Origin of the sequence: Corynebacterium sp. NML130628, assembly GCF_001875665.1 — a bacterium.
Taxonomy (GTDB): domain Bacteria; phylum Actinomycetota; class Actinomycetes; order Mycobacteriales; family Mycobacteriaceae; genus Corynebacterium.
The window spans coordinates 63,998-86,952 of the sequence record NZ_MLAL01000015.1 but is presented as its reverse complement, the minus strand read 5'-3'; the positions used below and the strand labels follow the sequence as shown (position 1 = coordinate 86,952).

Here is a 22,955-nt window from a genome sequence, read left to right as displayed (position 1 = left end):
TCTGCACTAGGAATGGTCAGCCCCGTCGACTTCGAAAACCACATTGGTCTAACCACCAGTAGAAAAGAAATAGCTGCCTAAACACTAGGTAGCCCCACTACGTGTCCACGATTTGCGGGCAACCCCACTTTTCCAACAAAAGTGGCGTAAGTATCGCATGGGGCATCGAAAGCCCTACGGTTGTTAAAAGTTGAGCTGCAAAATAAGGGGTTGCCGCATCTTTGAGCAACCAATTCTTTGAGTGTTTATTTGCCATGTTGATTTATCGAAGAACAGACGGGGCAATGGCTATCAACTCGCAAAGGGACATTCAATATTTCAAAAGTAGAGTTCGCGAAGCCAACTCGTTTGTTTACCGATTTGATGTGTGACTTGTCGCCAGACCAGAAATTAATAATATCGGAGACTGCCATTGCCCCAGCAAAGGAATTGTTAACCATGCAAGACGGAGCCTGATAGCCAGAACAGTAATTCGATAAGCTGTCCTCGCTGCTTAAATCCTCTTGTACTCCCAGACCGTTGAAACAGAAAGGACAGGCATCTTCAGTGTCTGTCCAGAATGGGCCAATCACGGAGATGTCGTTCAAATATCCGACGTTTAAAAACGGAACTCTATTCTCGATGAGTATCGGACAGATATTGAGCAATAGATCCTCGCTGTCTCCGGATAGCACCGCTACTGCAGGACCGCTAGTCTCATCAAGAATTTTTGTCAGGATACCGCTTTTAACAAAGTCGTTATAAGTTTGTATGTCCAGATCAGGACGGAGCGAGTGAATCTTTTTAGCTAGTACGTCGACCTTCGGTTTACCGATATCTTCAACACCGAACAAAAATTGTCTATTCAGATTAGTCTCGTCGATTATATCTCCGTCAATCAAGATCATCTTCTTGATATTGAACGAGCTTAAGCTGTAGGCAACATGATTACCGATCCCGCCACATCCTATTACGAAGATCGTCGTTTTTTCCATCCTGTCCGAAACGCTTTCAACATCGTTAGCGAAACAACTCAAATATAAAGATGATTTGTATCGAATCCCATCTGCTTTTGAAGTCGTTAACCGCTTTGAGGAGATAACACCTCCTTGCTCTAAGGCATCAAACGCGTCTCTAAAGTTAAAATCTTTTTCCTTTATCAAGTTGGCGTCAGCGTCGCTAAGCCCAAATTGGACAGCTTCTAGAATTTCTTTGTAGTACTCACGCTTGTCTTTTGAGACGACTAGCTGTCGACTACCGAGACCAATAATGATGGAAGTTTCGGTTTCTGCTATTTTTCCGGTCGGAAGTACGGTGTACATAAATACCTTTACGAGAAGCCCCTCCCCAGAAAACATCTTCTGGGAAGGGGAATTAAAATGCCCTAGTTAAAAACACGTCCCAGCATGGCGTCCTTCTTTCGGGTTGTCGTTTATTGGTACAGCGCAAAAGACTACTACACTTCGGTGACCCTTCTTTCAACATGTCTCAAAATGTGAGGAGGATCACTATTCGCCGATGCTGGCGGAGGGACGTACTGGGATCAAGCCTCCAACCCTACGCAATGGATGAGACGCGGTCATTCTGATTCGAATAGACGCGTTCGTATCTTGGGCGTCGCGGGCGCCTCTTTCCGTGTCCACCGTCGAAGCGCCCGCTTCGCCATGATGTGCAGTGGCGTGCTCTATCGAGACATCCCCCCGGTCCAGGAGGCCGCAACAGCCTAGACCCAACAGCCCCCATCTAAGCCGATTGAGCAGAAAGCACAATCGGCTCCTTAAGATGCCCAAAAACAACATCCACAAGGCGAAGCAGAAGCCTTACACCCCCAACAACCTCACCCATAGAGTTGACAAACTATATAGGAACACTCCCGCACCTGGGCGAACTATTACACGAACCAGCACACGCCCGGCCCTGTCGCCACATGGGGCAAATCAGCTCTACTATGGGACACCGAAGAAGTGAAAACCTGGCACCCAGCACGCCCGGGCTCCCCGTGAGAGGAAGCCCGAAACGTCCACTGGCTACAGCAAAAAAGACCCCGCCAGCCACACCTAGTGTTGATGCGTCCGACGGAGCCTTAAGACTTCTCACCACACTGGCAGCCCGGGTTACAGGTCAGCTTCCACGGACTCATGCACATCGATACACAGCACGGGATAGCGCTGACGCACCTGCCGCAAAAGCAGCCAAACTGAAGTTGTACTTCACTTCCAGTGCCTCCTGGCCCTCTTCGAGCTTCGCCACACGGGCAAGCAGCGTTTTCAACAAGTCCTGCATCTGCCGTTGCGCAGTATCCACCGTGTCCTTGGCCCGCACATCGCTCTCGGCTTCTCACGCGACGTCAAAAGCTAAGATGGCCGGAATCAGAGTCGGCGAAGGGGAGGAGATGCTGCACGACAAGCAGTAGAAGAAGTGTATAGCTAGATACAGCGCACTACTACGCTATGCGTGTGGACTGCGCCCTCAGCGTGGGGACTGCAAGTAGCTGAGTATGGCCTTTGGGCTGTGCAGCGGCACTTATAGGGTAAGACATGCACATGGTTTGAGCCGTGCATAAAACCGACGCTTGAGAGCTCGGCTTCTTCCATGGGGCGACCTTGGGTCGACCATGAAACATAAAGGAGCTGGCTATCTCACCTATCGGGGTAAGAAGTCCTCCCCTGGAGGACTTATCGCCAGCTGTGCCGTAATGATAACCAATGGTCCTCACCGATTCAAGAGTTTTATAAGATGTTTCATGCGCAGAAAGCACCGTCCGGTTGGTGTTGTAGCGTGCTCAATCCTCCTGTGGTGGGTTTGATATCAGCGGGCGAATATCGTGCGGGTACATCAGCGTGGACTTCCTTTGGTTCTCCGCCCAGAACCAGCCCGTCAGTTAGGGGATGGTACCGGAAAGTGTTGCTCAGCTCCCCTCCCAGATACAAGTTCCAGCCGCCGTGACGTTGACATACAACCGCCGCCAGTTATACACAGATCCGCACAAACCACACAACTCCACACACACCACACAACTCCACATAAGAGCGCTAATGTGTAACTATGACCACCGCGCAAAACCCTTTCCGTGCTTCGCTTGGGACTAGCCCACCACTTTTAGTCGGCCGCGACGAAATAATTGATGATTTCAGACTCGGGCTTGAGGAGGGACCAGGTGCACACGAACGCATCTCACTCCTCGTTGGCGCACGAGGTATTGGCAAAACAGCCCTACTCAACGAGTTGGAAGACACCGCAAAAGACGCTGGGTGGCTAACGTTTTCCGAAACGGCGACTGAGGGCTTCGTCGATAAGTTGAGAGGCCAACTCACAGATTTTCTAGACAGCGATAGGGCAACCCGGATCTCGTTTCAAGTTGGCCCAAGTGCTTTGCGTCTCAAGCACGAGTCTGAGCGGCCTGCCCACAACCCACGCCCACTCCGCGCTCTACTCACGGAGGTTCTTGACACACTCGCAAACCACAAAAGATTTAACCGCTCTGCCAGTGGTGTCTTGATTACGGTCGATGAGCTCCATTTCGTACACCATGATGAAATTGTGGAGTTCGCGACGGCTATCCAACACCTCGTCCGGGAAAACAGAGAAATCGCCGTAGTATTGGCAGGTATTCCAAGTTCGGTGAGACCTCTCCTTGCTAGTGACGAAGGGCGCAATCCGATCACGTTCCTGAGACGTGCAAATCGCGTAGATCTCGGTCGGCTCAGAGGTACAGAGGTCCGTGAGGGCCTCATAGTTCCCGTTCAGCAGGCTGACCGCTCGTGGGAGGAGGACGCCCTCGCGACCGCTGTACAAGCGACTGGAGGCTATCCGTTCATGATCCAGTTGATTGGCAACTTCGCTTGGCGCTTCGAATCCTCTGACACAATTCGCATGGACGCTACGGAAAAGGCGATCACTCGCGCCAGGAAGAAACTTTGGGCAACTTGTTCACGAACCAGCGCTCAACGATCTCTCTGCGGAGGATCGCAGGTTCCTTGCCGCAATGTCGCTTGATGATGGCGCCTCGAAAATCAGCGACGTCGCCAACCGTCTCGAGGTGAGCGAACAACAAGCTTACAACTATCGACGCCGCCTTAGCGAGGCCGACCTAATCACTTATGACCGCGGCACTGCAGACTTCGCTCTCCCCTATCTGCGCGAGTACCTTCGCACCCATGTGGTCGCAGATATTCTTCGTCTGCCTGAGTTTGAAGAGTGACAGAAAAACAGCGATCGGAACGTGGCGCGCCTATTTCCCCTCGCAATGTCGGGACCGCCATATAGAGTACGAACCATGTCCCGTATGAATCCGCTCATCCGCGCCGTCCACCAAGCACAGAACGGCAATCCGCTTGAAAACCCCGTGACAGTGTTGTGCATGCCAGGTGCACGTGATGCTGTGATGGATGCGTTGTCGCAGTCCGGCGTGGCTGTGGGCGTGAAAGTACTGTCGTTGCAGATGTTTGTGGAGTCTCAGTTTCCCGGATTGGTGGACGCTGCTGAGGTCGCCGCTTTGGTGGTCCACGCGTTGCAGGAACTCCCGGAGGATTCCGAGATCCGCGCACGTGGGCTCGCTGGAGAACCGGCGACACGAACGGGTGTACGGAAGGCGGTATGGCAGCTGCTGCAGTCCCCGCGGGAGCGATGGGGACTCACTGGTACCAGGACACTGCCGAAGGAGATCGCTGCGATTGCGGAGCGGATAACGGACAGGCTCAGGGCATCGGGTAAGGGCGCGCCGGTCAGGACACTTCCCTATGAGGCTTGGGAGCAGGCACGCATCCCGGAGCGCACGATTGTGTGGGATGTCGTGGGGCTGACGGCTGCCGAGGATCGTCTGCTCGAGCGGCTGCCGGAGCCTTTGCGTCCGGAAGGCTCTGCCCAAGTCACCACGATGGACGTTGCGGATGAGCACGTCCAGGCGTTGGCTGTGCTCAGCAAGGTCCGGGAGAGCATCGTCGAGTCGTCTGCCCCGCAGGAGGATGCGCTGGACCGCGTCGGGGTTGCGCTGATGAATCAGGCGTTCTACCCGGTGTTAGCCGATGCTGCACAGGACCTCCCGCTGGTCGGTGGCACCACCGAGTGTCTACTTGACGCCCCGGAGGTCGCCACGGTGGTCGGGCTGGTGTCGCTCGAAGTCGACACGATGCCGCGTGCGCAGCTGGCGGAGATCCTTCTGCGCGGGCGGATTGGCTGGCAGGATGCGGCTGGAAAGCGGCCGACAATCTTCGGGTTCGACTCGCTCAGTCGTCACCGGAACGGCCCGCGTTCCTGGCCTCGTTGGCAAGAGTTCAGCGTGGATCACGTGGTCAATGGCAGCACAGTGCCCGCCCGGGTGGAGGCAGCTTGGGTTGTTGCACTCCACGACGACTTGGTGGTGCTTCGCTCGTCTGATTCTTGGAGCGAGTGGGCGACGCAGGCGCTCCAGCTGGCTAAGAAGCATGTGCAGGGGCCGGTGCCGGAGGCCCTATTTACGGACTTGGCGCGGTTTGACCAGTTGGGGATCGACTTCAGTGTGCTCGCAGCACAGGAGGCGCTGCGGGAAGCTGCGGAGGCGACTCCGCTTGGTACCGATGATGCGTTTCCGGCCGGTTTGCGCGTCGGTGCGTTGTCTGGTCTGGTCGGTGGGGATCTGGACGTGCTGTTGGTATGCAACGCGTCGTCGATATTTATGCCGCACGGTGTGCCGGAGCCTGCTGGTGTGTCGCTCGGGCAGCTCGGTACTAGCGTGGAGCGCGAGACCAGCCGTCAGTATGAAATCCTCGAGGTCGCTCTGCGTACGGCAAATGAGGTGCGGTTTATCCACGCCGAGCAGCTCAGTGGTGGCGAATTTGGCGGGGAGCCCAGCCAGTGGATCCCAGCAGACAACACCCCAATTGATGGCTGTGAAGCGAATGACTTCCCGTTAGCAAGCAGGCGAACCACCAACTTCACCCACGCCCTGCGGGGAGCATGGCCGGCGTCGACGCAGCAGACGATGACAGTGGCGAAGGCTCGCAGTGAGGGAAACCCGCACAACGAGTTCAACGGCTTCGTTGAGGGCCTGAGCGACTGGATTGCGGACCATGAGTTCTCTGCGTCGGCGTTGAACCTCTATGTGGAGTCCCCGTACCTTTTCTTCATTCAGTACGTGGCTGGTATGCGCGAACTTGAGACGGATCCCACTGAGGACCTGAATTCTCGTGATAAGGGCACGATCTTCCACTCCATCGTGGAGGAATGGACGCGCCAGGTCTGGCTCGATGTGGCCGCTCGACCTGCTAGTTATGCGGAGTTGGATTGGGATGCGGCTCGCGAAGTGCTCGATTCGATTACCGCCGCGCATTTAAGTGCGCCTCTGCTCAGCGAGGTAAGCGCGTTTTCTCGGCATGCCTTCGAGCTGCGCTTGATCAAGGCCCTGGCTGACTGGTTCGAGGCGGAGCGTCAGCAGGCGGAAGCAGGCTGGATGCCTGTTGGTGTCGAGCTTGCATTCGGTCGGGGTTCAGACATCGAGGTATTTTTCGACACCTCCTTCGGCCAGGTATCGCTGAAGGGATTCATTGACCGCGTCGATTTCCACCCGGAGACCCGGCGTCTGCGCGTGGTGGATTACAAGACTGGCAGGAACCGGATCGCGAAGAAGGACGTGCTCGCTTGGGATAACGTTTCCTCGTTTACTGTCCAACCGGACTTCTACGGGCTGGCCATGTGGCAAGCCATTTCCAACGGTGCGCTCACAGCGTGGTTGGACAAGATGGGTGTCGGCGAGGACGTGGTCACAATTTCTTCGAGCGTGGACGTGGATTTCCACTTCGTGTTTGCCGACAATCCCAATGAGGAGCACTACGTTGCCGTTTTTGACCAGGAACGCTACGACGATTTCGTGTACGTGCTGGGCAGCACCCTGGAATTGATGGCCCAGGGAGTCTTCTTCCCTCGGCAGGTTGACAGTGAACGCTTCCTCCCCACCCCGATCCTGCGCTTGGGTGCGAATAATTACGCCCGCCAGGCCGACACAATCAGCGACTACCTCTTTGAGCTTTACCAAAGCCTGACACCTGCGCACGAAAATGAAGGTGAAAACTAACATGACTTTGTTGCCAGATTTTGAAAACCGTGAGCGGATCCGCACGGATGTTGACTCCACCTTATTCGTGGAGGCCGGCGCCGGAGCTGGTAAGACGTACTCACTCGTCCAGCGCCTGCTCACGCTCATTCTGGAACGCGAGGTCCCGGTCACCCAGATCGCGGCGATCACGTTTACGAAGAAAGCTGCGGCGGAGCTTTCGGAGCGTCTCGCTCGTGAGCTGGCAAAGAACGCGGGCAACCCAGTGGCGGATCGCGCTCTGCTTGAGCTGCCCAGCGCAGTCATTGAGACCCTGCACAGCTTCTGCCAACGCTTGCTGCGTCTCTACCCGCTAGAGGCCGGCATCCCGCCAGAAATCACGGTACAGGATAACTTCGCCGCCGAGCGTCAATCCGACATGCTTCGGCGTCGAGTAAACGAAGCGTTTTCGAGTGCGCTCGAAGGGGTCTTCCCGATCGCTGAGCTGAGCGACGGCAAGATTCTCGACGCCGACTTCCGCGAGGCCCTTGAGCATTTCGCAGGTGAGAACGGTTCGATGTCGTCGCTGCAGCAGCTGGCCCAATACATGGACGACAACTGGGGCGAGCTGGGCCCGACGATCGCAGCTACCCTGCCGGAGGCGTTCGTGTTCGATGAGGACGCAGCCACACGAATCGTGGATGAGCTCAGGCGCACCCTCAACGAGTGCTCGGACCCTGAAGACGCGTTTGCTTTGACCTTGAGCGAGCAAATTACGGAGCTGCAACTGCGAATCGCCGCGGGTGATTTCACCAAGGTGGGCAAATTCCGCAAGGGCAACGGCGGCCGAAAGGCGAACTGGGGCGGAGCGGTTGTGAAGGAGATCAAGTCGGCGTGTGAGCGTGTCTGGAACTCCTGGAACGAGAACGTGGAAAGGCAAGCGGCGCGTCCCAAAGCGGTGCTTCGCGCGTCATTAGCCTTGATTGTGTTGGATAACGCACGTCGACGCCACCGCACCGGTGAGCTCCAGTTCGGTGACCTGGTGTACCTGGCGGACCAGCTATTGAAGCACCACCCGCATGTCCGGGAGGACGTGCACACGCGGTTTACACACCTGCTTGTGGACGAGTTCCAGGACACCGATCCTGCCCAGTTGCGCATCGTGCGCGCGATTGCCACCGACCCTGCTACAGGGGAGCTCACTCCCGGAGCCTTGTTCACGGTGGGCGACCCGAAGCAGTCGATCTACAGGTTCCGCCACGCGGATCTCGACACGTACCTTACTGCCCGTGACACGCAGGACTGCGAGGTTGTCGAGCTGACGACGAACTTCCGCTCCACATCGAAAGTCCTGGACTGGTCCAACCAGGTCTTCGAACGCTATTTCCCGAATGCCATGGCCACAAGCAAGAAACCAAACCCGAACCTTGTGCCTCGAGAAGTTGCCTTTACCGCACTGGACACACGGCCTGGGCTGGATGATGCCCCCGAGCTGGCGAACTTCAACAGCCGCACGATCGTCGCGCATTACGAAGCCATCAAGGAGGACAACCTGTCCAAGGAGGAAGCGGAATGCCGCCTCATCCTGAGCATTATTCGGCAAGCGCTCGCAGAGGACTGGCAGCGCCGCGACAAGGTTGTACGTGACGACGGCACTTCGCATGAAACGCTGGTTGGGCTGGAGCCGCACGATATTGCGATTCTGGTGCGCACACACCGTCAGGCGGCGTCGTTAATGGCGTTCCTTGATGCGCACGACGTGCCCTACGTCCCGGAAGGCGCTGCGCTAACGTACCTGGCGCCTGAAATTGAGGAGCTTCACGTCGTGCTGCACGCCGCGGCAGACCCGGCGGAGTCACTCTCCGTGGGCGCTGCGCTACGCACGAGCCTGCTCGGCATTTCTGACCTTGAGCTTGCGCAATGGGCCGCTGCGGGGAACAGTTTGAACATTTATGGGCCCCGGCTGCACGACTTGTCTGGACGCATTCCGGATGCACTGAACCTCATTTTGAAGCTGCACGAGGCTTCCCGTGAGATGTCCGTCGGCGCGCTGGTGTCGTGGGCGTGCGACCAGCTGCACATGGTGGAGCTGGCGGCTGCGCAAAGCTCGTTCCCGTTGGAGGCGCTGCGCCGCCTCGAGTTTGTGAAACACAATGCGCGCGCGTTTACCGAAGCGACCCACGGTACCCTGCGCGAATACACCGCGTGGACAGATTCGTTGGCTAATGAGCGCCATCAGATCACCGACCCGGAGAGCACGACTGCGGGTGGGGTGCGCATTCTGACGCTGCACGCGTCCAAGGGTCGGGAGTTTCCGATGGTCATTTTAGCCGGGATGTACGGCGGCCGGAACAACAACCCCCAGGTCAGCCGCCCACACCCTGCGGACCATGTGTTGGAGTACAGCGAGTTCCGGCTCGCCTCCCCGCGTTCACGGGAGATCCTCGAGCACGAAAAGCTTGCCGACGCCGCCGAACGCGCCCGCCTCTTCTACGTCGCCGCGACGCGTGCGCGTGACCACTTAGTGGTGTGTAAGCGAACTGATAACCCGAACAGCGTGGCGTCTAAGGCCTTCAATACGGCCATCGAGAACACGATCGCCGAGGGCGCAATCCCCGAAGCGATTGCTGCGGAGGACATCCCAGCATACGACTATGACTTCACCGCTTCCGTCACGCAGCCCACAGAGCTTAGCGTTGAGGAGTTGCCAGATCTTCACGCATCGGAGATCGCGTGGCAGTCGGCTCGCCCACGCCGTGTTGCTAGCACTGCTGTGGCTCATGCTCGAGATGCGGACATCGCAAGGCTTGGCTTCACACGGGAGACCGCTTCACTCGACCCGGCGTTGGTGGTTGCTGGGGAGGCTCGCGCTGAGCATGGCGCCGCAGTGGGCACCGCTCTGCACGCGATGATGGAACATGCGACGCTCGATGGCCTCGTCGCTGCCGGTGCCGCGGCCGATTATGCGGCCACGCTTAGCCGGGATTGTGGTGCGCCCGCACAGTTCCAGGCGACGCTGGCCTCAATGGCGGAGCAACTGTTGCAGTGCAAGACCGTCACGCGCGCCTTTTCTTCCCAGCATTACAGGGAGCTGCCAGTATTCGGCCGACTCAGTAGTGGCGGCCCGATTATCGACGGCGTCGTTGACCTGCTCTACCGCGACGGGGATAGCTGGGTCATTGCTGACTACAAAACGGATGTCAGCACCGACGCCCAAACGGTGTCCGAGTACTTCAATCAGCTTCAGCTGTACGCCGAGCTCTTGGCCGGGAAACTCGACGCACCGATTGCGCGCCTGGAGCTGCTCTTCCCTCGCAAGCAAGGAGTTGTGATACGCACGCGTTCACTGGGTTAAGCCGACCGCATTGACCCCGATCAACCTGCATCAACAGGCGTGACTTTAGGGATTTGGTAAGTCACACTTTAGGGATTTGGTGAAATAGTGTTCATTCCAAGGGAATTGGGCCAGCATCTTGGGCAACTGGCATCGTGGTTTCCTATTGTCAGCGTGACCGGACCCCGACAAAGCGGAAAATCGACGCTGGTCCGCGAGCAGTTTCCGGAATTTACATACCTCAATCTCGAAGACCCAACGCTACGCGCGTTAGCCACCGAGGACCCCACGGGTTTTATCCGTGATCGTGGCTCTGCCCTCATCATCGACGAGGCTCAATATGCGCCCGAGCTATTCTCGTCCCTGCAGGTTATTTCGGACGAACGAGGCACACCTGGACAATACGTGCTCTCCGGTTCGCAGAACTTCCTTTTAATGGAGAAGATCTCACAAAGCCTAGCTGGAAGAGTGGGCATCACTCACCTGCTACCGCTATCTTTCCGGGAAGCACTCGCCGCACGACCAGACATAAGCGCTGAAGAATTCATGATTCGTGGTGGCTACCCACGCCTGTATCAAATAGATATGCCACCAGAAATCTACTACCAGAACTATCTCCGCACATACGTCGAACGGGACGTCACGCAGCTACTCAATGTTCAGAACGCGGAAGCCTTCCAAAAAATGATGAACCTGTTAGCGCTGAACGCAGGAAACCTCATCAACTACACCGGCTTGGCTCGTGAACTCGGTGTCGCGTTTGCAACCATGAAGAACTGGGTAAGCATCCTGGAATCCAGCTTTATCGTGTTCGCGTTGCGCCCATTTCACACCAATTCCCGCAAAACGCTCACGAAAACCCCGAAGTTGTACTTCTACGACACCGGCCTGCTTTGCCACCTCCTGGGCCTCCGCACAAAAGCAGACTTGGTGAGGTCTCCGGCGTTGGGCGCTGTAATGGAGAACCTTCTCGTGGCAGAAACCGCCAAGTGCTACCACCACCAAGGGGTAACTCCCGAGCTGTACTTCTATCGTGATGACAGCAAGATTGAAGTAGATCTCCTCGATATGACGCACGGGCCGCGCGCTGTGAAAATAAAGTCCTCCATGACGTTCCGTTCACGCCACGGTAAAAACGTCGCCACGGTGGGGAGCCAGTTGGACATCGATCCGGCACAGCGCTGGGTGGTCTACCGTGGCGAACATGGCCAACAATTGGAAGAGTTCAAAGTAGTGCCCGCAGCCGAGTACCTGCGGCACAATTTCACGCAATCCGAAGACCGGGTACTCTGACACGGGTACTGACTCTGGATGGTGGTGTAGCAATGCGCAAAGTAGTGTCCACGCTCGTTGCTGCGGCGGTGCTGTGTACTGCGCCGCACGCGGTCGCGAACCCGCTCGCGGGCAGTTCGCAGGCGTTTTCCCAGTCTAGTTCCCAGGCTGGTGAGGAAGTCCGCGCGGCTCTCTACCGGGCGCTGCCTCCGCAGGCTCGCAACCACCCGTTGGCACAGCAGCTTGCTCCGGCCCCTGCGCCCAGCTCACCGACGCCTGCCCAGGAACAACCTGCGGACTGCTCGAACTGCGTAGCGCTGACCTTTGATGATGGTCCGGCGGCCTCCACGAATCAGGTGCTGGATATCCTGGCTCGCAAGCGCGCCACGGCGTCGTTTTTCGTGTTGGCGCCGAAGGTGCGCGCGAACCCGGGCGCTGTGCAGCGCATGCGGGCTGCGGGTCACACGGTGGGCAGCCACACCGCCACGCACCGCGACTTGACGAGGCTTTCGCAGCCGGAGGTGCGTCGTGAAGTTGAGGAAGGCTCCCGCGCGATTGCTGACGCCACCGGTATTGCCCCGCGGTTTATCCGCCCGCCGTATGGGGCGCTCAACGCGACCGTGTCCGACGCGGCGCGCGGGCAGGGGCAGTCGGTGGTGCTGTGGGACGTCGATACGTTGGATTGGAAGCATCGTGACCCGGCGCGGACATGCAAGACTGCGGTTGACCAGGCGCGGGCCGGGTCGATCGTGTTGATGCACGATATCCACCCGACGACGGCCCAAGCCGTGGAGTGTGTGATCGACGGCCTGCGGGCAAAAGGGCTGCGGCCGGCGAGCCTGGATCAGATGGTGCCGCAACCTGCGCCCGGCAGAACCTACACCACCAAGAACAGTTAGCTCACCTGGATGCGGGTGACCATGTCGCGGGCGATCCATGCTTCCACTGATTCGCCGCCGATGGTCCACGCGGGGTGGTCGCCGCCTTCGAAGTAGGACAGGTGGTGGGCCATCATGTTCATCACGTGCGGGATGAGGTCAATCAGTGGCATCGGGACCTGAGGCGTGCCTAGCCCGGCGGCCATCGGCAGCAATTCCCGCGCAGCCACGTGAAGCAGCACCCCTAACCCCGTGATGTCCTCCCCTGAAAACGGAGCCGTCTCCCCCTGGTAATCTCGCACCACATTTGACACGGCAGCCAGCTCCCACGCCAGCGCAAGCAACGTCGCCACGGGGTTGTGCCCAAAGTCCTTGAACCCACGCCCGGCGAGCCTGTGCAGCGGGGCCGCGGCGGGCTGGGCGAGGCGCACGCCGACGCGCTGCGCCAACCCGTCGTGCTGCGTGGCGCAGGCCAGGTCGTTGCTATGACAAAACGTGAGTACCTCAGCCTCAGTGTCGTGGAACGATGCTCCGCGTGGCCCCGTGAGGCCGGAGACGTCGCTGGCAAGCTGTACGCCGTCAAGCGGGATGAGGATCTCCCCGTTTTCGCCACGGACGCCACGCACGCCGGTGGTGGTCGTCGCTGTGCGGTAGGTGGTGCGGCTGCGCCCGGGATCGGCGATCAAATAGGCGGCGACGAGGCGCGGGTCGGGCTCCTCAGCCACAAGGTCCCCGAGCAGGCCCGCCCCTTGCGAAAACCCGAGGAACAGCACCTTCGTGTCCGGGCATGCGTCGTGGAGTGCGGCGAGGTGCGCGCGCACCGCCCGTTTGCCTGTGTCTAAGGACGCCCCGTACGGCAGCGCCATGTTCGTCCTGGTCTCCCCTAGCGTCCCGAGCACGCCGACCGACGCCGTATACGGCACCTGCCAGGCTGACACGTTCCCGCCAGCTGCTTCGACGTCAGCGATTAGGGTCGAGCCGGGGCGCAGTCCGCGCACGCGCAGCGGGTCATCGCCCTGGTTGGAGTCTCCCGTGCCGGCGGCAATGACAATCTCGTAATCGGTACAGCGCGAGGGCGGGGCCGCGATGTTGCGCTCGAAGGCCTCGAGTGGGGCCGTCGGCAGAGGTTCCTCGCTGCCTTTCCCCAACAACTGCGCGTTGGCAGGAGGCGCCACAACGCACGCAGCACACAGCGCAGCTGCCAACATGGCGCGAACAACCCTCATGAGGCTTCCCTCCATGCGTTGAGGTCCACCGTAAATCCCCCGATGGATCCGCGGGAGGTGTATTGCCACACCTCGGGGGTACCCATGCCGAGTGGGGATGGCCAGGCGTCGGCACCGGGGAAGGCTGGCTCGTTGGGGCCCCAGTCGGCAAGCCAGAGGGCGCCGAACTGGGAGGGGCGGGCCAGGCGCATGTATCGGCGCCAGTACCAGGCGTTCGTGTAGATGCCAGCAACGCGCACCCCAAATCTCTGGAAGGTGTCGCAGGCGCAGCGGACGTCGGAAAGCGTGAGCCCAGCGGGGCTTTCCACGTCGAGCCACATCGGGCACTGCATGGCGCCGGGGGCACGCTGGAGTACCTCGACGCTGGCTTCCATCTGCTCGGCCACGGTGGTTCCCTCTGACGGGCTGCGCAGGAAGTGGTAGGTGGATACGTTGAGTTGAGCGGAGTGGGCGTCGACAAACAGGGTGTGGAACGCGTGGTCCTGGTAGGTGCCATCGGTGGTGCGGATGATGGCAAAGTCGAGCGGGCAGGCAGTGAAGTCAAAGCCTGCCTGGTGCTCGGATACGTCGACGCCGAACCGCATTAGTTTCGCTTGCTAAAGCCCATGCGCGGCTGGAAACCCTCGGGTCGTTTGCGCTGAGCGGCGGCGTCGCCGATGACGAGGCGCCACTTCGCGTCCGTGACCGGCATGCGGGACAGCGGGAACCAGCCGACGTCGATGGATTCGTCGTCACCGACGACGGGCTCCTGGGCAGGGTCGACGGCTTCGAGCCGGATCTGCGTCGACATGTAGCTTGCGACGTCCCCATTGCCATGGGTGACGGGGCCGATGGCGCCGACGCCGAGGATCGCTGCCGGGGTTGCCTTGATGCCCGTCTCTTCGAGCACCTCGCGCACGGCGGCGTCGTGGGCGTCCTCGCCAGGGTCGGCGATGCCGGTGACCGGGGTCCACTCCTCGTTGTCCGCGCGGCGGACGAGGAGCACTTCGGGGACTGCCCACGGGGTATCTGCGGTGGAATCCCGCAGCACGACGGCGCATACGGAGGGAACCCACATTGGGTCGGTTCCGATCTTTGTTCTGGTCTGCACGATGAACTCGGGTATAGGCATGGGTTCAAGTGTACTTCGGTTACTATTTACGGCATGTTGCACACCGCCAATGATGACTCCTCCCAGTCTGCCGCTTTGCTTCGTCGAGTGCCGACAGCAGTGTTTGTGGTGGTCTACGGCGCACTTGTGGTGGTGTTGGCGTCGCTGGCAGTTGCGCTGTACGCCTACCACCACAACGCCCCGCAGGAAACGCGGCTGCAGCGCGAGCTGGTGTTTTTGCCGGAAGCACCGCAGGCCGATGTTGCGTCGATAGAGGCGAGCATCCGGCCCTACCTGATCGCGAACGCGCAGGTGCGCGAGGCACATCGTGGCGCGGCGGTACGCGGCGATATCACGGATACCGCAGTGCAGGATGTGGACTCGTTCTCGGGCCACCTGTCGCGTTTGCTGCAGCAGAACTGCATCCCCGGCGTTGAGCTTCGCACGGGCAGCAACCTCAATGTGAGTTTGTGGGACTACTGCCACGATGCGCCCGCACCAGAATCGATTGCGCAGCTCACGCGCCTCGCGGTGGGGTACGACGCCGACTTCGTCGGGTTCCTGCACTACCCGTTCGGGCAGAAAGTCAAGGTAACGTGGATGAACGTGGCCGACGAGGCTGATCGCGACAGCCTGGTCGCAATGTGGGAGGAGGTCGGCCTGCCCGACGGCTTCGTCGAGGTGATTTACCAGGCATACGGGGCGGGCGAAGTGACCACGCTCGAGATTGATAACAAGGGCAAGCACGACCTACAGACGAACACGACGCCCGATACGCAGTAGCTCACCACTGCTGTTCGACCCACTGGGCGTCCGGCACGACGCGCTCGATGACTTGCAAGATCTGGTCGACGTTGGAGTAGGACATCATGATCGGGTCCTCCATGCCTTCCCAGCACTCCTCCCCTGAACGGTCGGCTTCCGTCCCGGAAACCACGCCGATGATGGTGGCCCGCCCGTTCACGTCGGCGAAGACGGGGCCGCCGGAGTCGCCGGAGGAGGCGCACACACCCGCGATGTCGCCGCGGGACTCACGTTGCTCTTCGTCGTCGTGGGCGGTCACGATCTGGACGCGGCTCGCGGCCTCGAAGTGGCCACAGGTGTAGCCGGTGGTTCCGCCGGTCTTGCAAACGCGATCAACGGGGCCGATGTCGGCGCCGATGCCCGTTGGGATCGGGTCGCCGACGAGTGGCACGGCGCGGTCCGTGTCGTAGATCTCGATGATGCCGATGTCGATGCGTTCGGCCTGCGGGTCCTCCACGTCCGGGGTGTAGAGCCCGGAGTAGATAAACCTGCCGACCTCGTGCGAGTAGTCGTTGGTGTCCGACGCCCCCTTCGGCCACACGAGGTGGCCTTCGCGCCCGCAGTGCCCGGCGGTGACGGCGTAGGAGCGGCCGTCGGCACCCGAAAAAGTAAACGCTACAGTGCACGACTGCGCGGTGAAGCGCTCCCCCGGCTCCGGGTAGTGGTCTGTGGACTGAATCAGCGAACCCGGCGCCCACGGTGCGAACGCGGGCACGAGGATCCGGTTGCCCGTCTCCGCGGCAGGCGACTGCTCTCCGGGGCGCTGGACGGCTTCCTGGGCTTGGCGCTCCTCGGCCGTGCGCGTGTCTATTTCAGAGGTGTGCAGGCCCAGCCACACCACCATCCCGACCAAGCACAGCGCGGCGACGACGATGGTGAACCAGGCGCCACCACCCAGTCCGCGTCGAGGCGCCGGCTGCCCTAGCGGGGCGACCGGCTCCGGGAACGTCCACTGTTGCCCGTCTTCGGGCTGGTATTTCTTGGCGAGGTCGCCGCTACTGCTCATCGCCCGCTTCATCGTCGGCGAAGGCAGGGTCGCCCTTGGCGGCCTCTTCCTTTTGGATCTTCATGTCACGGATGAACTTCTCAGGGTCAAACTCGGTGAAGTACTCCGGGCCTGCGAACTGTTCCTGTGCCATGTGCTACTTCCCTTCGATGGAGTCTTGGATAAAGGCCTTCACGGCTTCGGCGTCATTCGGCAATTCGGTGACGTGCCGTGGTTGGTCCATGATGCCACGGAAACGCTCGGGCACCTCCGGCTGGGTCCCGGTGGCCTCGACGATGGTCTCGGCGAACTTCACCGGCAGTGCGGTCTCAAGCACGACGACTGGGGCATCGACGTCGCCACTGACGGCGCGCGCGGCGTGGACACCGTCGGCGGTGTGTGGATCGATCAGTACGCCAGATCGTTCGTGGACCTCACGGATGGTTGCCACGCGGTCGGCGTGGGTGGACGAAGAGGAGCAGAACCCGAACGCGTCGCGGATACGCTCCAGGACGTCTGCGCCACCGAAATCCTCAGCGGCGAAGCCGCCATCGTTGGCCTTGGTACCGAAAAGCTCGTTGGTCAGTGCGGCGTCGCGCCCGACGGCGTCGAACATCATGCGCTCGAAGTTCGACGCCTTCGAGATATCCATGGATGGCGAGGACGTCGCCTGGGTCTCGGCCGCGCTGCGCGGGCGGTACTGGCCGGTGCGGAAGAACTCGTCGAGGACGTCGTTCTCGTTGGTTGCCACGATCAGGCGGTCAACGGGTAGGCCCATCCGCTTGGTGATGTAGCCGGCGCACACGTCGCCGAAGTTGCCCGTCGGCACCGAGAAGCTCACCTTCTGTGAGTTGTTTTCGGTCACGCGCAGGTAGGTGGAGATGTAGTAGACCGTCTGAGCAAGCAGGCGCGCCCAGTTGATCGAGTTGACGGCACCGATGGCGTACTTCGCCTTGAAGTCGGCGTCGCCGTGGACGGCCTTGACGACGTCCTGGCAGTCATCGAAGACGCCATCGAGGGCAATATTAAAAATGTTCGGGTCGTCCAGGCCAAACATCTGGGCCTGCTGGAACGGCGTCATCCGGCCTGCCGGAGTGAGCATAAACACGCGGATGTTTTCGCGGCCACGCATCGCGTACTCGGCGGACGAGCCGGTGTCGCCACTGGTGGCTCCCAGGATGTTCAGGTGACGGCCGCGGCGGCCAAGCTCGTACTCGAAGAGCTCGCCGAGCAGCTGCATCGCCATATCCTTAAACGCCGCGGTTGGCCCCTCAGAGAGGTGTGCCAGCCACAGGTCGTCCTCGAGTTTGGTCACGGGGACGATGGCGGCGTCGTTAAATACTGGGGTGCGGTAGGCGCGGGCCGTGATCGCTTCGATGTCGGCGTGCGGGATGTCGTCCATAAAAAGCTTGAGCACTTCGGCGGCGAGTGCCGCGTACCCGCGCCCGGCGAGCAGCGTGCGCCAACTATCGAGCTGCTCAGGGGTCAGCTGCGGGTACTCGACGGGGAGGAACAAGCCGCCGTCCGGGCTTAGGCCCGTGAGCAAAATGTCGGTGAACTTGTAGGTTGTGCCTGCGGTATCGCGCGTTGAAATGTAATCCACGGTTGCACAGTCTACGTGACGCATCCGACCCGCATGCCAGATTGCCCAGGCGGAGGAGTACCTTGTACCGCATGCCCGGTTCCAACTCCCCTATTTCCCAGTCCAACGATCCGCAGCAGCGCGTGACCCGGCGCGCCCTGTTTGTGTGGTTCGGTGCGGTCGCGGTGTACGTGGTCGCCATCTTGGGTCGCACGTCGTTCGGTGTCGCGGGTGTCGAGGCGATCGATCGCTTTGGTATCGACGCCTCGCGCATCGCCGTGTTCACCGCCGTGCAGGTTGGTGTCTACTCGCTGGCGCAGATCCCGACTGGGGTGCTGATTGATAGGCAGGGGCCTCGCTTCATGTTGATCGTCGGTGCGTTGGTGATGGCGGTGGGCCAGATCCTGCTTGGGTTTACGTCCTCCTACCCTGTCGCGCTTGCGGCGCGCGTTTTGATCGGCGCGGGCGACGCCACGGCGTTCTTGGCGGTGATGCGTATCCTGCCGAGCTGGTTCCCGCCCCGCCAAACGCCGCTGTTTACGCAGCTTTCCACGGCGATTGGGCAGATGGGTCAGTTCCTGTCCGCGGTGCCGTTTTTGGCGCTGCTGCACGCGAGGGGCTGGCAGGTCGCGTTCGTTTCGCTGGGTGCGCTCGGGGTGTTGGTGGCACTCGCCGCGCTGGTGGCGGTGGCGGACGCCCCCACGACGCCTGGTGAGGAAGCTGCGGCTAAGGGTGCAAAGGTGCCGCTTCGCACCACGCTTTCGACGGTGGTGCGCTCCCTCGTGTGCTGGGAGGCGTTCTTCATCCACGGGTTTTCCATCTTCCCGATGGTCACCTTCACGCTGCTGTGGGGCGTGCCAATGATGACGCTCGGCATGGGCCTGAACGAGCAAGAGGCCGGCACGGTGCTCATCGTGCTCACCGTGTGCATGGTCGTGGCTGCGCCCGTGCTCGGGGCGGTCTCTGCCCGCATGGGGGTGCGCCGCGACGTGGCGGCCATCATGCTGTGCTCACTGACGCCACTGATGTTTTTGTGGTTCTTTTCGACGTCCACTCCGCGCGGCTACGGCGCGATCCTGAGCGTGGTGATCGTGATGGGCACGGTGGTGCCCGCGTCCAACTTCGGTTTCGATAACGTGCGCGAACACGTGCCGCCCGCCATGGTGGCAACCGGGACCGGCCTGGCGAACATGGGCGGGTTTACCTCCGCCATGGTCTCGGCGCAGGCGGTGGGCATTTTGCTGGACCACTCGGCGGATTCGGTGCAGTACACGTGGGAGGATTTCCAGCACGCCTGGATTGCCATGTACGTGCTAGCCGCCCTGCTGATGGTGGGGCTGCTGGTGGCGCGGGCGAAGGCGCAGCCACAGATGCGCAGGCTCAAGATCGTCGAGCAGGCGCCACCGCGGACTGCGAACTAAGAAAATCGCTAACGCCGCGGCGGTTCCTGGCGCCCGGTCAGGATGTCCACGACGGAGCGGATGGCGGCGTCGCCAAGCTGCGGCAGCGCCGAGGAGCCCGGCGAAGAGACCGTCGTGTGTTCCTCGTGGGAGCGCTCGGGCACGAGCCGCGGGTCGGCGTCCGCGCTGCCTGGTTCAACAGCGATGCTCAGCGTGGAATCTGCCAGCTCGAGTTCGGTGTCGGAGGTAACGCCGGCGACGCGGGCGGCGTCGACAAGTGCGACGAGGTCCGCGAACGTTGCGTGTTCAAGGTCAATTGCAATCTGTACAGCCATGGGCACCAGCATAAGTTATTCGAACTCGTGCGAGGGGGCCTCTCCCCAAAACACCTCCTCAACCACGTGGTATGCGCGGCGGGTGGTGCGCCGATAGTCCTCCAGGAACTGCTGTTGGTGCTCCGGGCTGTAGCCCGCGGAACCAGCGACGGGGCCGAGCTGCGTGCCCGGCGCGGGCAGCTGGTCGGTGCGCTTGCCGGTGACGAGCACGATGGCGTTGCGGGCCCTGGTGGCCATCAGCCATGCCTCGCGCAGCTGGCGGGCCTGCTGTGGCGCGATGACCTGCGGTAGGTCGTCGTCGGGGTCGGCGAGGTAGTCGAGGGCCTCCAGCGTGGAGGTGGTGTGCAAGGCCGGGTGGGTGTGCGCGTGCATCATCGTGAGCAGCTGGACGGTCCACTCGACGTCGGCGAGCGCCCCGCGGCCCAGCTTGGTGTGTGTGGCGCGGTCCGCCCCGCGTGGCAGGCGCTCGTTGTCCACGCGCGCCTTGATGCGGCGTACTTCCCTGATGTCGCGTTGGCTCGCGCCCTCCGGTGGGTAGCGCACCGGGTCGATGACGCGCAGGAAGTCCGCGCCGAGGTCCCGGTCGCCGGCGATGGTGATAGCGCGCAGCAGCGCCTGGCGCTCCCACACCTCGCCCCACTCGGTGTAGTAACGCTCGTAGGACTCCACTGTGCGCACCACCGCGCCGGAGCGGCCCTCGGGGCGCAGTCCGAGGTCCACCTCGAGTGGCGGGTCGGCGCTCGGTTTGGCCAGGCGCGCGCGCATCGCTTCGATGACTTTGGCGGCCCACACGGTCGCCTCGTGGTCGTCGTAGCCCTCGCTAGCTGCGACCACCACCATTACGTCTGCGTCCGAGCCGTAGCCGAGCTCCGCCCCGCCGAGCCTGCCCATCCCGATCACCGCGATGCGCGCCGGCGCTGGGCGGTCGGGGTCCTCGTGCTGGGCGCGCATCTCGGCGGCGAGCGCTGCGCGCAGGACGGCGTCCCACACGTAGGTGAGCTCCTCGCAAACCTGGCGCACCTCCATGAAGCCGAGGAGGTCGGCGGCGGCGATGCGGGCAAGCTCCGCCCGGCGCAGCGAACGCGCTACCGCTACCGCGCGGTCCGGGTCCTCGTAGCGCGCGGCGGCTGCGACGATCGCCTTCTCCACTTGGTCGGGCGCCGCCTCGATGAGGCGCGGCCCCGCGGAGCCGTCGCCGAAGAGTTTGACCACCTCAGGGGCCGCGATGATCAGCTCGGAGGCGTACGGGCTGGTCCCCAGAATCTGCATGAGTCGCTGGCTGACCACGCCTTCGTCGCGCAGCATCCGCAAAAACCAGCTCTTGTCCTCCGCGGCCTCCGAAAGCTTGCGGTAGTTCAAAAGCCCCGCGTCCGGGTCCGCGGTGCCACCCAGCCAATGCATGAGCGTCGGCAGCAGGATGGCCTGTAGCTTCGCTCTGCGCGAAGTGCCTTTCACCAGTGCGGTGAGGTGGTCGTGGGCACGGGCCGGGTGGCGGTAGCCGAGTGCGGCCAGCTGGGCTTTGACGGCGTCGGCGCTCAAAGTTGCTTCGCCGTAGCTCAAGTTCACCACCGCGCTGAGCAGCGGGCGGTAAAAGATGCGTTCGTGGAGATTAGCTACGGTGAATCGGACCTGTTTTAAGCGAGTGCGCAGCGCTTCCGTTGCGGTTGCGCGCGGGCCTGTGCGGAAGCCCGCGGTGCGGGCGAGCCACCGCAGCGCCTTCACATCGTCCGGTTTGGGCAGCTGATGGGTGCGCTTGAACCGGGTGAGTTGTAGTCGGTGCTCAAGCAGGCGGAGGAACTCGTAGGCGTCGATAAGTTTGGCGCCGTCCTCGCGGCCGATGTACCCGCTGTCGGTGAGCACCTGGAGCGCATCGACGGTGTTCTTCACCCGAATACTTGGGTCGATGCGCCCGTGCACGAGTTGTAGCAGTTGGACGGCAAATTCGACGTCGCGAAGCCCGCCGCTGCCAAGCTTGAGCTCGCGCTCACGCAGGTCTTTTGGCACGTGCTCGAGTACGCGCCTGCGCATCGCTTGGACGTCCTCGACGAAGCTTGTGCGTTGCGACGCCTCCCAGACTAGCGGGCGCAACGCCGCAATATAGCGCTGCCCCACCTCGGCGTTGCCGGTCATCGTGCGGGCCTTGAGCAGCGCCTGGAACTCCCAGGTCTGCGCCCAGCGTTTGTAGTAAGTCAGGTGGCTGTCGACGGTGCGCACAAGCGCGCCGGACTTGCCCTCGGGGCGGAGGCTGGCGTCGACCTTGAAGAAGCAGGCGGTGCCCAGCTGCATCACGATGCTGGCGGTCTTGGTGGCCGCGGCGGTGGCGGGGTCGGCGACGAAGATGACGTCGACGTCGGAGATGTAGTTCAGTTCGCGGGCGCCGCATTTGCCCATCGCCATGATTGCCAATTGGGCGTCGGGTTCGTCGTCGCCGTAGGTTTCGCGGATGGCGACGGCCAGCGCAGCGGTCAGGGCGGCGTCGGCGAGCGTGGTGACGTACTCTGTGACGTCGCGGTAGCCCACCTCACCTGCGAGGTCGGAGGCGGCGATGCGCATCATGAGGGTGAGGTAGTGCTCGCGAAGCGGTGCGGTGGCGCTGGAGTGGCGTGACCACTCCTGCCCCGCGCGGTAGGTGCCGGGGGTGGTGAGGTCCTCGCGTGCGGTGTCACCCTCGAGCGCGACCGGCACGGCGTCGACGGCGGCGAGCATCGTACGGAAGAGCTCCTCGCTGCCGGGCAGCGGCTCGAGCAAGGTGCGCCAGCGCTGCGGGTGCGCCACCAGGTGGTCGGACAACGCGGTCGACCCGCCGAGCAGCGCGAACAGACGCGCACGGAACTGGGCATCGCGCGCCAGGTAGGCGTGCACGTCTTCCCAGGATGTGGCGTCGTCAAGCGCGCTAAAGAGGCGGTAGAGCGTGTTGAGCGCGAGGTCGGGATCACCGGCGTCGCCAAGCGCTGCGAGCACCTTCGCGTCGGTGATGCCGAGCGTGGCCAGGTCCTCGGCGGCGCGCGGGCTGGTCAATCCGAGCTTCGCCGGATTCGGCAGGGATGCTGCTGCAGACATGGAG

Annotated in this window: 17 protein-coding genes; 8 read left to right on the top strand and 9 right to left on the bottom strand. The window is 61.5% G+C overall.

All coding sequences use genetic code 11. The features are described from left to right. Window positions 1-245: 245 nt before the first annotated feature. Entirely contained in the window at window positions 246-1,301 is a 1,056-nt protein-coding gene (locus BJP07_RS02975; protein ID WP_177222505.1) for a ThiF family adenylyltransferase, read from the bottom strand. A gap of 1,723 nt (window positions 1,302-3,024) precedes the next feature. Here BJP07_RS02975 and BJP07_RS02965 point away from each other — a divergent pair. The 6 genes from BJP07_RS02965 to BJP07_RS02945 all read left to right on the top strand — a co-directional run bounded on the left by BJP07_RS02965 (window position 3,025) and on the right by BJP07_RS02945 (window position 12,490). Then, on the top strand, window positions 3,025-3,975 hold the full coding sequence (locus tag BJP07_RS02965; protein ID WP_255365911.1) for an ATP-binding protein: 951 nt from the start codon (window positions 3,025-3,027) through the stop codon (window positions 3,973-3,975). Next, window positions 3,965-4,180 (top strand): hypothetical protein, encoded by a 216-nt coding sequence (locus tag BJP07_RS11440; RefSeq protein WP_255365910.1) that lies wholly within the window; start codon window positions 3,965-3,967, stop codon window positions 4,178-4,180. The genes BJP07_RS02965 and BJP07_RS11440 overlap by 11 nt, the downstream gene beginning before the upstream one ends. Window positions 4,181-4,255: 75 nt before the next feature. Next, window positions 4,256-7,027, top strand: a complete 2,772-nt coding sequence (locus tag BJP07_RS02960; protein WP_071566000.1) for a PD-(D/E)XK nuclease family protein — start codon at window positions 4,256-4,258, stop codon at window positions 7,025-7,027. A gap of 1 nt (window position 7,028) precedes the next feature. After that, window positions 7,029-10,340, top strand: a complete 3,312-nt coding sequence (locus BJP07_RS02955; protein ID WP_071565999.1) for an exodeoxyribonuclease V subunit beta — start codon at window positions 7,029-7,031, stop codon at window positions 10,338-10,340. Window positions 10,341-10,427: 87 nt separating this feature from the next. Beyond that, on the top strand, window positions 10,428-11,612 hold the full coding sequence (locus BJP07_RS02950) for an ATP-binding protein (RefSeq protein ID WP_071565998.1): 1,185 nt from the start codon (window positions 10,428-10,430) through the stop codon (window positions 11,610-11,612). 32 nt (window positions 11,613-11,644) lie between these two features. Beyond that, a complete protein-coding gene (locus BJP07_RS02945) occupies window positions 11,645-12,490 on the top strand; it encodes a polysaccharide deacetylase family protein (protein WP_071565997.1) in 846 nt (281 codons plus the stop codon). Here the strand turns inward: BJP07_RS02945 and BJP07_RS02940 are convergent. The 3 genes from BJP07_RS02940 to BJP07_RS02930 are packed head-to-tail and all read right to left on the bottom strand — an operon-like array spanning window position 12,487 to window position 14,806. After that, a complete protein-coding gene (locus tag BJP07_RS02940) occupies window positions 12,487-13,695 on the bottom strand; it encodes a cutinase family protein (protein WP_071565996.1) in 1,209 nt (402 codons plus the stop codon). The two genes, BJP07_RS02945 and BJP07_RS02940, sit on opposite strands and share 4 nt — an antisense overlap. Beyond that, window positions 13,692-14,279 (bottom strand): glycoside hydrolase family 25 protein, encoded by a 588-nt coding sequence (locus BJP07_RS02935; RefSeq protein ID WP_071565995.1) that lies wholly within the window; start codon window positions 14,277-14,279, stop codon window positions 13,692-13,694. Before BJP07_RS02935 ends, BJP07_RS02940 begins: the two co-directional genes overlap by 4 nt. After that, window positions 14,279-14,806 carry an NUDIX domain-containing protein gene (locus tag BJP07_RS02930; RefSeq protein ID WP_071565994.1) on the bottom strand — a complete coding sequence of 176 codons (528 nt, stop codon included), beginning with the start codon at window positions 14,804-14,806 and terminating at the stop codon, window positions 14,279-14,281. The genes BJP07_RS02935 and BJP07_RS02930 overlap by 1 nt, the downstream gene beginning before the upstream one ends. Window positions 14,807-14,839: 33 nt before the next feature. On the opposite strand from BJP07_RS02930, the gene BJP07_RS02925 reads away from it, so the two are divergent. Then, window positions 14,840-15,568, top strand: a complete 729-nt coding sequence (locus BJP07_RS02925) for a hypothetical protein (protein ID WP_071565993.1) — start codon at window positions 14,840-14,842, stop codon at window positions 15,566-15,568. 1 nt (window position 15,569) lies between these two features. Here BJP07_RS02925 and BJP07_RS02920 read toward each other — a convergent pair whose 3' ends face one another. The 3 genes from BJP07_RS02920 to thrC are packed head-to-tail and all read right to left on the bottom strand — an operon-like array spanning window position 15,570 to window position 18,177. Further along, window positions 15,570-16,595, bottom strand: coding sequence for a trypsin-like serine protease (locus BJP07_RS02920; protein ID WP_083584058.1), 1,026 nt, complete (start codon window positions 16,593-16,595; stop codon window positions 15,570-15,572). Then, a complete protein-coding gene (locus BJP07_RS11185; RefSeq protein WP_168156175.1) occupies window positions 16,585-16,728 on the bottom strand; it encodes a hypothetical protein in 144 nt (47 codons plus the stop codon). Before BJP07_RS11185 ends, BJP07_RS02920 begins: the two co-directional genes overlap by 11 nt. Window positions 16,729-16,731: 3 nt before the next feature. After that, entirely contained in the window at window positions 16,732-18,177 is a 1,446-nt protein-coding gene (gene thrC / locus BJP07_RS02915) for a threonine synthase (RefSeq protein ID WP_071566008.1), read from the bottom strand. A 71-nt stretch (window positions 18,178-18,248) separates the two neighbouring features. Here thrC and BJP07_RS02910 point away from each other — a divergent pair, with 71 nt between their 5' ends. Then, entirely contained in the window at window positions 18,249-19,577 is a 1,329-nt protein-coding gene (locus tag BJP07_RS02910) for a nitrate/nitrite transporter (protein WP_071565992.1), read from the top strand. 8 nt (window positions 19,578-19,585) lie between these two features. Here BJP07_RS02910 and BJP07_RS02905 read toward each other — a convergent pair whose 3' ends face one another. Beyond that, the gene (locus tag BJP07_RS02905; protein WP_071566007.1) at window positions 19,586-19,891 is read right to left on the bottom strand and encodes a hypothetical protein; all 306 of its coding nucleotides are present in this window, start codon (window positions 19,889-19,891) and stop codon (window positions 19,586-19,588) included. 15 nt (window positions 19,892-19,906) lie between these two features. Further along, window positions 19,907-22,951 (bottom strand): bifunctional [glutamine synthetase] adenylyltransferase/[glutamine synthetase]-adenylyl-L-tyrosine phosphorylase, encoded by a 3,045-nt coding sequence (locus BJP07_RS02900; RefSeq protein ID WP_071565991.1) that lies wholly within the window; start codon window positions 22,949-22,951, stop codon window positions 19,907-19,909. Window positions 22,952-22,955 lie beyond the last annotated feature (4 nt).

Coding starts and splice junctions, on each gene's coding strand:
- BJP07_RS02975 (WP_177222505.1), bottom strand. CDS start 1,301: ATGTACACCGTACTTCCGACCGGAAAAATAGCAGAAACCGAAACTTCC.
- BJP07_RS02965 (WP_255365911.1), top strand. CDS start 3,025: ATGACCACCGCGCAAAACCCTTTCCGTGCTTCGCTTGGGACTAGCCCA.
- BJP07_RS11440 (WP_255365910.1), top strand. CDS start 3,965: ATGTCGCTTGATGATGGCGCCTCGAAAATCAGCGACGTCGCCAACCGT.
- BJP07_RS02960 (WP_071566000.1), top strand. CDS start 4,256: ATGTCCCGTATGAATCCGCTCATCCGCGCCGTCCACCAAGCACAGAAC.
- BJP07_RS02955 (WP_071565999.1), top strand. CDS start 7,029: ATGACTTTGTTGCCAGATTTTGAAAACCGTGAGCGGATCCGCACGGAT.
- BJP07_RS02945 (WP_071565997.1), top strand. CDS start 11,645: ATGCGCAAAGTAGTGTCCACGCTCGTTGCTGCGGCGGTGCTGTGTACT.
- BJP07_RS02940 (WP_071565996.1), bottom strand. CDS start 13,695: ATGAGGGTTGTTCGCGCCATGTTGGCAGCTGCGCTGTGTGCTGCGTGC.
- BJP07_RS02935 (WP_071565995.1), bottom strand. CDS start 14,279: ATGCGGTTCGGCGTCGACGTATCCGAGCACCAGGCAGGCTTTGACTTC.
- BJP07_RS02930 (WP_071565994.1), bottom strand. CDS start 14,806: ATGCCTATACCCGAGTTCATCGTGCAGACCAGAACAAAGATCGGAACC.
- BJP07_RS02925 (WP_071565993.1), top strand. CDS start 14,840: ATGTTGCACACCGCCAATGATGACTCCTCCCAGTCTGCCGCTTTGCTT.
- BJP07_RS02920 (WP_083584058.1), bottom strand. CDS start 16,595: ATGAGCAGTAGCGGCGACCTCGCCAAGAAATACCAGCCCGAAGACGGG.
- BJP07_RS11185 (WP_168156175.1), bottom strand. CDS start 16,728: ATGGCACAGGAACAGTTCGCAGGCCCGGAGTACTTCACCGAGTTTGAC.
- BJP07_RS02910 (WP_071565992.1), top strand. CDS start 18,249: ATGCCCGGTTCCAACTCCCCTATTTCCCAGTCCAACGATCCGCAGCAG.
- BJP07_RS02905 (WP_071566007.1), bottom strand. CDS start 19,891: ATGGCTGTACAGATTGCAATTGACCTTGAACACGCAACGTTCGCGGAC.
- BJP07_RS02900 (WP_071565991.1), bottom strand. CDS start 22,951: ATGTCTGCAGCAGCATCCCTGCCGAATCCGGCGAAGCTCGGATTGACC.